Here is a 6,794-nt window from a genome sequence, read left to right on the forward strand (position 1 = left end):
CAGCTGTCATCGAAAGTCCTGGCACCCGGCGGCAACACCCCCCGGATTATGGAAACTACAGGGCAGGTAAGCCATACCGGGACCAGCGACTATCCCCATTATCAGGGACACTCACAAGGTAACGGGCTGGGGATGGCGAAGGCGCGAGTCGAACCACGTACTATGAAATTATTGATTTTTGCCTTTGGTACTCTCGCGCTAGCTGAGATATTGGCACACGGTCCCTTTGAAAAGAGACAACCAACAATCTAACGCCGCATTCAACGTGCGGCCATTTGCCTCGCTTTGAAGCGATTCCGCTAGGTATCGATACAATCGACTATTTCCGCGTGCGGTGTTCGACCTCCACTGCGAAAAAGCCAACACAATCTCAAGGAATTCATCTACCCCGCTTCGCTACTTGTCTTCCAACATATCCGTCGAAGTCCGTCAGTCGAGAACTCCTTGTGCTCAGACGGTGCAGTAATGCATGCAACCGGAGTTAGTGTGGGCGACAATCCTCAAGCTCCGCTTGGTCTACTCGACAGTTGGCCACCATGAGTAACCTTCAAGCTCCTTGCCCTCCTCGGCTAAGGGGCACGCCTAGGCGGCGAGATTAGGGCAAAAGTTTTACGATAGTTTCCTATCCTTCCCTGGATGCGAACGGGACCAAACTCAGTACGCTTCACCCGTTACCCGCTAGTATGAAAGACATGGATGCTAAGGAAGCGGAATCTAACGAAGGGGCTACGCATGAGGGGGCAGACGCAGTCACTTATGAACAACTCGCCTACGATTCGTTTGTTCGCCGACGTCAAGGCTCCGTAGGAACAACACTTCCGGAGCGAGTAGGGAGATTTGAGTTTGAACCCGCAGACCGGAAGTTGATACAGCAGGCTGACTCTTTCTTCCTGTCTACGGTAACTGGTGCAGGTTGGCCTTATGTCCAGCATAGAGGTGGTCCAAAGGGCTTTGTGCACGTTCTGGATGACAGGACTATAGGGTGGTTAGAGTTTATGGGGAACAACCAGTATGTGAGTACAGGCAACATCGACCGAGATGGGCGAGTAGCATTATTCTTCATTAACTACCCACTTCGAACACGATTAAAGGTGTTCGGATATGCGCGGGTAATTGAGCTTTGTGATGACCCAAAAATTGCTAAACAATTACGTAATCTAGGCGATAAAGAAATCCGGTCTAAGTCTGAGAGGGCAATGATAGTTGATATTGTAGCTTCGGATAAAAACTGTACTAAACATATTAAGCCCCGATGGGACAAGGAGCAGGTCGACGAGAGGATTGCCTTGTATCGGGCCGACATAGACGAGTTGCGTAACGAAATTTCTGAGCTAAAAGAGAGGAATAATTTATTAAATGAGAAACTAGATTCTTTGGGCTAATGCCAGTTTTTCTTACAATATTCTGCCGTGGTAGGTTTTCATTTTGTCGAACCTGCGCTAGGCTTTACAAGAAAAATTATCGAGTTTGTGGCATGGTGGCCCGGTCAATAAAGTAGTGTTGATAGGTTTAAATCGCTACTCGGCGAGCGTGTGATGGGGAGGCCGGTTAGTGACGCTCCTTAGTTTTGAATATGACTTAGGTGACGTCGTACCGGCACTTTGTTAGGTGCATGATGGTCGTATTGTGACGATTGTCTTTTGCTTGTTAACCTTTGTAGTAGCTTCGGGATTTCTTGTGGCTGATGGTCGATGTAAAACGATTAGTGGAAAAGGGGATTTATCAGTCGCTTGCTTCCCTCCCTGGGGAGAAAAGAAGCGGTTTGCTTGGCCTATTAGGGATAGGTGCGCTCAAGCGACTGCCTGCAGTTGTCGAGTCTTCGTTCAAGGGTTGCTCCACCTGAAATGAGATTGCGGTGAAACGCTTTTCGGACGCCTTGGGGAGATATTGTGAACCATCGCCGATGTAGCGAATTGGAGATCTGTCACGAATTACGGTACTTAATTGGATTGAAACGTACTTGCGATCGTGATGATTTCTAAAATGGGTTGGTGGCCGGTATATACCTTTATATTGGGTTAATTGTTTCTGGAGGGGTGGGTACTTCACTCAGGGGTCTGCTGCAGTGGCGAACTGTATTGTTGCCAGAGATAGTTTCAAGTAGTGCGCACTTAATACAGAGAACCCAGAGGTCGTAGGTTCGAATCCTGCCCCCGCTACCAACTTCCAAGCCCCTACCAGGAGAAACACTGGTAGGGGCTTTAGTTATTTCTCTTAAGGCGCACGTCCTGGGACTCAAATCGGGACTTTAGCGATAGCATTTTGTCACTTAAGCCGGTTTGGAAGTGATGGGGTTAAGTGACAATTTTCGATTTTGTGACCTTGGATGACTGTGTCGTTTTGAGGAGTCGTCTGCACGGATTTCAGAAGTCCTCTGTACTATCGCCATCCACTCCGGAGAGGCCGCGGGCGTTCGTCCACTTCATCTGGAACGCGATTCGACAGAGCGCATTCAATACGATGGTCTTTTTCTCCCTGCGAAGGATGGGGGCAGTTTAGGGTGCCAGGGTGTTGACCAGATCGAGGAATTCCTCAGCGTAGGCAATTTGCTTGCGTAGCTTTTCGTAGCGGGTGCGCGTCTCCTCACGAATGTCGGCAAGGGTGGCCTTGGCATTACTCCGTGCCTGCTGTGCGGTATCACTGTCCTGCCCGCCATCTGAACTATGAAGAATCTCCACAGCTTCCAGGAATTCCCGCATCTGATCCAGAGTAAACCCCAGCGGTTTCATCCGTCGCACCAGCAAAACACGACGTACATCAGCCTCACTATAAAGCCTGAACCCACCAGGGCTACGCCCCGATGGGGTAATCAGGCCGACGTTGTCATAATAACGCAAGGTGGGAATCGACAACCCCGTCTGGTCAACGACCTCGCCGATCTTGAAATTACTGTTTTGCATTGCCTGTTCTCCTTCACGGTGATGTTGCCCACGGGTTCCTGTACCTGGGTTGGCGGTTGAGTAAAACTCCCGCTACCATGACCACCATCACCAAACCTAAAGTTACTAGAGGGTTGGATTCCTTTCGGGCGTTCGCCCAGTTACCTATCCCCTCAAAGATTGGACATCTATGACTGAAACTAGCACGGCGGCCCCCCGCCCCCTCCTGAGTCCAGACGGCGCTGATGCCCCTACCGGGATCATCGCATCCTTCCGTTACGCATTTTCTTCCCCCGCCCGTATCCGTATAGAGATTCTGGCCGGACTGGCGGTATCCCTGGCGCTGATCCCTGAGGCCATTGCCTTTTCCATCCTTGCCGGTGTTGACCCAGCCATGGGTCTGTTTTCCTCGGTAGTCATGGCCATTGCGATCGCCTTTACCGGTGGCCGCCCGGCAATGATAACCGGCGCCACCGGGGCTATTGCCCTAGTCATTGCTCCTGTGGCGCGTGGTTACGGGATGGATTATTTCATCGCCACCGTCTTGTTGGGCGGTGTCCTACAAATCGTGCTCGGAGCCCTCGGTGTGGCGAAACTTCAGCGTTTTATCCCCCGATCGGTGATGCTGGGTTTCGTCAATGCACTGGGCATTATGATTTTCACCGCCCAACTCGAACACCTCATTGATGTGCCTTGGATGGTCTACCCACTCGTCGGCTTGGGTGTGGTGATCATGATTTTCTTCCCCAAGCTCACCAGTGTGATCCCCGCCCCGCTGGTCACGATTATCGTGCTCACCGGTTTGGTCATTGCCGCCGGTTTGACTGTCCCGACGGTCTCGGACATGGGCAAGATGCCGGAGACCTTACCGTCCCTGTTTATTCCGAACGTGCCGTGGACGTTGGAGACCCTGCAGATCATCGCGCCTTATGCCCTGGCCATGGCCGTGGTCGGTCTCATGGAATCGTTGATGACCGCCAAGCTCGTCGATGACATCACCGACACTCATTCCGATAAAACTCGCGAATCCTGGGGACAGGGGGTGGCTAATATTGCCTCCGGTTTCTTCGGCGGCATGGGCGGCTGCGCGATGATCGGTCAAACCATGATCAACGTCCGCGAATCCGGGGCACGTACCCGCCTATCCACCCTGTTAGCCGGTGTGTTCCTGCTGGTCCTGGTCCTAGCACTGGGCGACATCGTTGGCATGATCCCGATGGCTGCGCTGGTGGCAATCATGATCATGGTCTCGGTCGGCACCATCGACTGGCACTCGGTGCATCCACGCACCCTTAAACTCATGCCGGTCTCTGAGACCATTGTTATGGCCGTGACGATTATTGCCACCCTAGCCACCAGCAACCTGGCCATTGGTGTGGTGCTGGGTGTGGTCACCGCGATGATCATGTTCGCCCGTCGGATAGCACATATCGCTTCCATTGAAAAGGTCTCCGAGATCGACGGCGACGGCGATGGCGAGATTGATACTCGTACCTACCGGGTGCATGGCCAGTTGTTTTGGGCATCAAGCAATGACCTGGTTTATCGCTTTGATTACACCGATTCTGCCCGTCATATCACTATTGATCTCACTGAGGCGGAGATCTGGGATGCCTCCACGGTCGCGACCTTTGACGCGATTACGCAGAAGTTCCAGGACAGAGGCAAAACCGTGTCCATTATCGGGCTCGACGGCCCCAGTCAGGACCGGCTGAACCGACTGTCTGGCCGGCTTGACACCGGCCACTAACATCCCCCGACTCGAGCACATCGACTTGGCGCCCCAACTTATAACCGGGGCGCCAGTTTATTGGTGCTGTTGCAAAGTTGGGGCATAGGAAGAGCATAAAAGAAGCGTAGCGGTTAACCGCTACGCTGTGTTGTGGGGCTTTTGACTTTTTACGGTGCACGTGTTTTAGTTAGTGGTTCGTTTCTTTCCTCGGGTGATTGCGACGGTATTCCTCGACCAAGTGAGCAATACCCGGCGCAGCCTGGGACAGCATCCAGGTCATAAGCGCTATAAGAACCCCTATGACGATAAGTGTTAACGCCAACCAGCCCAGTGTTGGGCCGATGCCGTTGGCCTCCTGGACGTGACCCCACAAGGCAGACACGCCGTCGGGTATGCCGAGCATACTTAGCAGCCCCTTCCCCAAGGCTCCGACAGCAACGAGTGCGATAGCAACGAAGAGAACACTGGCTGCAATCCACGAGGCAGACATGCAGGCCTTAATAAAGTTCGTGTTCGACTTTTCCATGTCGTCGTTGTACTTTTTGCGCTCTGCACGTATCTTCTCCAGCAGCTTTTCGTTGGACTCCTTCTCCTGGAGCAGGGCGCTGCGAGCCTTCTTAGATGCTTCTGCTGCCTTGTGCAGGCTTTCGGACTCTTTCGACATTGCCTCAGATACAGCTACTTCTACCAGCGGTTCCAGGCTAGAAGTCAGGCTCGAAGTCATCTGAGCGTTCAGGCTCTGGGCTACTGCTTGGCTGGAATCCTTGTCGAGATGGATGGGGCTTTCGGCTGCTTTGAGTACCAGCTGTTGCATCCTTGTCAGACGCGACATCTGCTCGCTTATCTCGATTAGGTACCCTTTTACCCCCTCCAGGCCGTTGGGCAGATCCTCGATGTTCCTTATCAGCCCGGTGATCATCTGCTGCACTTCCATCATCGTTACTTGGAAGTGACTGCTGCTCACGTAGTTCTTGTTTGCGGCGAGATTGCTTTTTACGTTCCTTAATTCGCTTTCCGCTTGCGTCAACCTCGTCGAGAAGTCGCTGGGCAGAGAACTGAGAATGTCCCCTGTATTCTCCGGCAGACTCTTCAGTTTCTCCTGCAGCGTCTTGATAGCCTTCTCCGCCTTGTCCAGGCGTGGGCTGAGAACCTTCAAGACGCTGTCCATCTTGCCTTTCGCCGCTGCTTGGGCTAGCTTCGTCATCTCGGTCACTGACACCATGATTGAATACCTACTGGTTGTTATAGTTTTCTTCCTCCTCGTCATCGAGAAGGCTGGAGCCGTATTTCGCCTCCAGGTCGTCATCGGTTGAATTGGCTTGAAGTGCTGCAAGCTGCCGCGCAAGAAGGGCTGATTGGGCCTCGTTAACGCGTTCGGTCACACCCTCTAGCGAGTAGCTGCGGCCCAATTTTGAGCCAGCTTTAGCTGCTTTACGCTTTCGAGTACGTCCGGCCTTCGTGGTGTTCGTGAAGTAGGCATCCTCGCCGTCGTCGTCGACCAGGGCCACGGTTAGCGACTCACTCTCGGTTTTTGAGTTGGGCTGCACTTTTAGAGACAGGTTGTATTTGCCAGCAATCTCTACTGCCTTCGCCAGGAGACAAGCAGGCGCACTGGCGCACCGACAACGCCGTGAAAGCGTCAGCGGCTCTGTTTAAAGATGTCGGCGCGCAGGTCCAGGACGACCACATCGCTTTAATGAGATCCCATGACTGGCGCACGGTGCTCAATAACCGGGCCATCGCGCGAGGGGTGCCCGCCCAGGTGCGTGCAGCCTACTTCGGGCATGACGTCGACGTGAACACGCGCAACTACACGGATTGGACTGATGTCGACGCTATGCGGGGAGCCTTGAATCTCGGTGAAGAAAGTGGGACTCAAAACGGGACTTAAGAGTCGGTAATCTGCGGTAAGGCGCAGTAAGGCCCAGTATGCTTATACCTCTCTAATCAGCAGGTAAAAGGGTAATAACTGCAGGTGGCTCGAACTTGAGGGTGAGAACCCAGAGGTCGTAGGTTCGAATCCTGCCCCCGCTACTAAGATAAGACCCCTACCAGTAGATGAACTAGCCCCCGAAAGTTGGACTAGTTTAATTCTAGGCGGTGAGGGGTTCAAGGGTCTGATTCCGATATTGCATCGGGGTCAGGCCCTTTAGTCGTTGTTGGATGCGTTCGGTGTTGTACCA

Annotated in this window: 8 protein-coding genes; 4 read left to right on the forward strand and 4 right to left on the reverse strand. The window is 53.0% G+C overall.

Annotation, left to right across the window (positions count from 1 at the left end):
- On the forward strand, positions 1–252 hold a 252-nt coding region (locus tag ACUY2T_RS10175), incomplete at its 5' end, for a hypothetical protein (RefSeq protein ID WP_448308488.1).
- A 440-nt stretch (positions 253–692) separates the two neighbouring features.
- A complete protein-coding gene (locus ACUY2T_RS10180; RefSeq protein ID WP_011273981.1) occupies positions 693–1,382 on the forward strand; it encodes a pyridoxamine 5'-phosphate oxidase family protein in 690 nt (229 codons plus the stop codon).
- 1,113 nt (positions 1,383–2,495) lie between these two features.
- On the opposite strand, the gene ACUY2T_RS10185 is transcribed toward ACUY2T_RS10180, so the two are convergent.
- Complete coding sequence (locus tag ACUY2T_RS10185; protein WP_434828836.1) at positions 2,496–2,900, reverse strand: MerR family transcriptional regulator; 405 nt, start codon at positions 2,898–2,900, stop codon at positions 2,496–2,498.
- Positions 2,901–3,069: 169 nt separating this feature from the next.
- Here ACUY2T_RS10185 and ACUY2T_RS10190 point away from each other — a divergent pair, with 169 nt between their 5' ends.
- Positions 3,070–4,629, forward strand: coding sequence for a SulP family inorganic anion transporter (locus tag ACUY2T_RS10190; protein ID WP_448308489.1), 1,560 nt, complete (start codon positions 3,070–3,072; stop codon positions 4,627–4,629).
- A gap of 169 nt (positions 4,630–4,798) precedes the next feature.
- Here the strand turns inward: ACUY2T_RS10190 and ACUY2T_RS10195 are convergent, their stop codons facing one another.
- Together ACUY2T_RS10195 and ACUY2T_RS10200 are read right to left on the reverse strand one after the other, a co-directional pair.
- The gene (locus ACUY2T_RS10195) at positions 4,799–5,833 is read right to left on the reverse strand and encodes a hypothetical protein (protein WP_448308490.1); all 1,035 of its coding nucleotides are present in this window, start codon (positions 5,831–5,833) and stop codon (positions 4,799–4,801) included.
- A gap of 10 nt (positions 5,834–5,843) precedes the next feature.
- Entirely contained in the window at positions 5,844–6,158 is a 315-nt protein-coding gene (locus ACUY2T_RS10200; protein WP_448308491.1) for a hypothetical protein, read from the reverse strand.
- 83 nt (positions 6,159–6,241) lie between these two features.
- On the opposite strand from ACUY2T_RS10200, the gene ACUY2T_RS10205 reads away from it, so the two are divergent.
- Complete coding sequence (locus tag ACUY2T_RS10205) at positions 6,242–6,502, forward strand: hypothetical protein (protein ID WP_081345126.1); 261 nt, start codon at positions 6,242–6,244, stop codon at positions 6,500–6,502.
- 202 nt (positions 6,503–6,704) lie between these two features.
- Here the strand turns inward: ACUY2T_RS10205 and ACUY2T_RS10210 are convergent.
- On the reverse strand, positions 6,705–6,794 hold a 90-nt coding region (locus ACUY2T_RS10210), incomplete at its 5' end, for an IS3 family transposase (RefSeq protein WP_434821247.1).

Source organism: Corynebacterium sp. 22-2729 (genome assembly GCF_053479475.1).

Bases quoted from the DNA above. Each gene is read 5' to 3' on its own strand.
- ACUY2T_RS10180 (WP_011273981.1), top strand. From the start codon at position 693: ATGGATGCTAAGGAAGCGGAATCTAACGAAGGGGCTACGCATGAGGGG.
- ACUY2T_RS10185 (WP_434828836.1), bottom strand. From the start codon at position 2,900: ATGCAAAACAGTAATTTCAAGATCGGCGAGGTCGTTGACCAGACGGGG.
- ACUY2T_RS10190 (WP_448308489.1), top strand. From the start codon at position 3,070: ATGACTGAAACTAGCACGGCGGCCCCCCGCCCCCTCCTGAGTCCAGAC.
- ACUY2T_RS10195 (WP_448308490.1), bottom strand. From the start codon at position 5,833: ATGGTGTCAGTGACCGAGATGACGAAGCTAGCCCAAGCAGCGGCGAAA.